The organism is Streptomyces sp. PU-14G, from assembly GCF_041028275.1.
GTDB lineage: Bacteria > Actinomycetota > Actinomycetes > Streptomycetales > Streptomycetaceae > Streptomyces.
This window is the reverse complement of the sequence record NZ_JASKYT010000516.1, coordinates 1-3188: the sequence shown is the minus strand read 5'-3', so window position 1 is coordinate 3188 and position 3188 is coordinate 1. Positions and strand designations below refer to the sequence as shown.

The window sequence follows — 3188 nt, the reverse complement described above, 5'->3', positions numbered from 1 at the left end:
GAAGGACGCGGCCGACCACCGGGAGGAGGAACCCGGCTGAGCGCCGGGTGGGCTCACTGGCTCACTGGCTCATACCGGGGTGACGCTCAAACCGGCGCCCGCGCCGGCCCCCGCACCGCCCCGACGCCGGACCGCGACGGAGCCGTAGAGCGTCCGCAACCGCAGCCACGCGCCGGCCTCCAGCAGCGTCACAGGCTCGGTGCCGCGCAGAAAACCCAGCGCGTGCGCGGCGTGCGCGGCGCGCAGCGGCAGCTGAGTGCGCCCCAGCGGGCGGGACCAGATCTCCTCGGCGAGCGCGTCCAGCGCCTGACGGCCGCCCCGCTCGGCCTGCAACCTCTCCGCCCGCTGCCGGAACTCGCCCACGGCTGCCGCCGCCACCGAACCGACCGCGTCGACCGGCACCCGCGCGAACTCCCGCCAGCCGCCGCGCGGCGGCAGCACGCCCGCCCACGAAGGGCCGGTGACGGCCTGGGGCACCCGGACGGCCTCGCGCTCCTCCTCGACCAGTTCCAGCAGCTCGCCTGCCGCCACCGTCACATCGAGCTCGACCGGCTCCAGGAGCCGTCCGGTGCGCACCGCCAGCACCTCGAAACGGGCCGGCTTGGCGAACACACCCGCCACGCCGCCGCCCGCCTGGATGCGCACGGCGGCGTTCTTCTCCCAGCGCACCAGCCGCTCCAGGAAGGCGGCGAGCCCCGCCGCCTCCCCGGGATCGGCGAAAACCAGCCGGTCAGCCACTGTGGCTGTCATCGAAGTAGCCCTCCAGGAAGGACCGCTCGGCCGGCGACAGCCGCCGCGGGTAGCCCTCCTTGATGTTGTACGGCACCACGACCGTCCGGGCCCGCACATACGGGCCGCCGCCACCGGCCGCGTCCTTGATCTCGTACGCGAACGTCACCGAGGCGGCCGTCAGCTTGACCACCCACAGCTCCACCACCACCGGGTCGGCCCGGTGCACCAGCTGCCGCAGGTAGTCGATCTCGTGCCGCGCCACGACCGTGCCGCCGGTGAACGCCTCCGGGTCCGCCACCCGCGCCGCCAAGGCCAGGAAGTCGATCCTGGCCTCCTCCAGATACCGGAGGTAGACGGTGTTGTTGACGTGCCCGAAGGCGTCCATGTCCGACCAGCGCAGCGGACACGCGTAGCTGTGCCGCACGCGCTCAGCTCCGGGTCAGCTTCTTGTGCGTCGCCCGGTGCGGACGCGCCGCGTCCGGACCCAGCCGCTCGATCTTGTTCTTCTCGTACGACTCGAAGTTGCCCTCGAACCAGAACCACTTGCTGTCGCCCTCGTAGGCGAGGATGTGCGTGGCCACACGGTCCAGGAACCAGCGGTCGTGGGAGACGACCACCGCACAGCCGGGGAAGTCCAGCAGCGCGTTCTCCAGCGACGAGAGCGTCTCCACGTCCAGGTCGTTGGTCGGCTCGTCGAGCAGCAGCAGGTTGCCGCCCTGCTTGAGCGTCAGCGCCAGGTTCAGCCGGTTGCGCTCACCACCGGAGAGCACACCCGCCGGCTTCTGCTGGTCCGGGCCCTTGAAACCGAACGCCGACACGTACGCGCGCGACGGCATCTCGACCTGGCCGACGTTGATGTAGTCCAGCTCGTCCGAGACGACCGCCCACAGCGTCTTGTCCGGGTTGATGTTGGCGCGGGTCTGGTCCACGTAGGAGATCTTGACCGTGTCGCCGACCTTGATGGAGCCCGAATCCGGCTCCTCCAGACCCTGGATCATCTTGAACAGCGTCGTCTTGCCCGCACCGTTCGGACCGATCACGCCGACGATGCCGTTCCGCGGAAGAGTGAACGACAGGTCCTCGATGAGAACCTTGTCGCCGAACGCCTTGTTCAGCTTGTCCACCTCGACGACGACGTTGCCCAGGCGCGGCCCCGGCGGAATCTGGATCTCCTCGAAGTCCAGCTTCCGGGTCTTCTCCGCCTCGGCCGCCATCTCCTCGTAACGGGTCAGACGCGCCTTCGACTTCGCCTGCCGCCCCTTGGCGTTCGAGCGGACCCACTCCAGCTCGTCCTTGAGACGCTTGGCCCGCTTGGCGTCCTTCTGGCCCTCGACCTTCAGACGCGTCTGCTTCTTGTCCAGGTAGGTGGAGTAGTTGCCCTCGTAACCAACGGCACGGCCACGGTCGAGCTCCATGATCCACTCGGCCACGTTGTCCAGGAAGTACCGGTCGTGGGTGATGGCGATGACGGTGCCCGGGTACTTCGCCAGGTGCTGCTCCAGCCACTGCACCGACTCGGCGTCCAAGTGGTTCGTGGGCTCGTCCAGCAGCAGCAGATCGGGCTGCTCCAGCAGCAGCTTGCACAGCGCCACCCGGCGCTTCTCGCCACCGGAGAGGTTGACGACCGGCCAGTCACCGGGCGGGCAGCCCAGCGCGTCCATGGCCTGCTCCAGCTGCGCGTCCAGATCCCAGGCGTTCGCGTGGTCGAGCTTCTCCTGGAGCTTGCCCATCTCCTCCATCAGCGCGTCGGTGTACTCGGTCGCCATCTGCTCGGCGATCTCGTTGAACCGGTCGAGCTGCTGCTTCGTCTCCGCGACACCGTCCTGGACGTTCTCCAGAACCGTCTTCGACTCGTCCAGCGGCGGCTCCTGCAGCAGGATGCCCACGCTGTAGCCGGGCGCGAGCATGGCGTCACCGTTGGAGGGCTGCTCCAGCCCCGCCATGATCTTGAGCACGGTCGACTTGCCCGCACCGTTGGGGCCCACGACACCGATCTTGGCGCCGGGCAGGAAGCTCAAGGTGACGTCGTCGAGGATCACCTTGTCGCCGTGCGCCTTGCGCGCCTTGCGCATGGTGTAGATGTACTCAGCCAAGAGGAACCGTCCGAGCTTCTGTAGGTAGTCGTACGCGGCCGGGCCGCGCGGGTCGTCTCATCATGCGGCAGCGCGCCGCGGTGCTCGCCGGTGAGTGAGCTGCGGCCGTACCACGTCAGGCATACGCACCCCATCTTGCCGCACCCGCCCCCCACCCCGGAAACGGGCTCCGGAGCGGGCCCCCGATACCGGCCAGACTGCGACCGACCGCCGGGCCGCTGGGGCCGGGGGCGAGCCCGCCCCCGGCCGGGCCTCCGTAACGCGAGCCCCGACCGGCCCCACTGCAGCCAGGACAACGAGAAGACCAGGGCCGGCAAGGGCGGGGGGCCGGACCGGACCGAGGGCGGCCGGACCGGACCGAGG

The 3188-nt window shown here is 69.9% G+C and carries 3 protein-coding genes; all 3 read right to left on the bottom strand.

Features of this window, described 5'->3' with window-relative positions; all coding sequences use genetic code 11:
- Positions 1-69: 69 nt before the first annotated feature.
- The 3 genes from AB8Z75_RS32610 to ettA are packed head-to-tail and all read right to left on the bottom strand — an operon-like array spanning position 70 to position 2825.
- The gene (locus tag AB8Z75_RS32610) at positions 70-750 is read right to left on the bottom strand and encodes a hypothetical protein (RefSeq protein ID WP_369208385.1); all 681 of its coding nucleotides are present in this window, start codon (positions 748-750) and stop codon (positions 70-72) included.
- Positions 731-1156, bottom strand: a complete 426-nt coding sequence (locus AB8Z75_RS32605) for an acyl-CoA thioesterase (RefSeq protein WP_369208383.1) — start codon at positions 1154-1156, stop codon at positions 731-733. Before AB8Z75_RS32605 ends, AB8Z75_RS32610 begins: the two co-directional genes overlap by 20 nt.
- Positions 1157-1160: 4 nt before the next feature.
- Positions 1161-2825 carry an energy-dependent translational throttle protein EttA gene (gene ettA, locus AB8Z75_RS32600; RefSeq protein WP_369208381.1) on the bottom strand — a complete coding sequence of 555 codons (1665 nt, stop codon included), beginning with the start codon at positions 2823-2825 and terminating at the stop codon, positions 1161-1163.
- Between the last annotated feature and the right edge of the window lie 363 nt (positions 2826-3188).

Excerpts from the sequence above, each read along its gene's own strand:
- AB8Z75_RS32610 (WP_369208385.1), bottom strand. The coding sequence starts at position 750 with ATGACAGCCACAGTGGCTGACCGGCTGGTTTTCGCCGATCCCGGGGAG.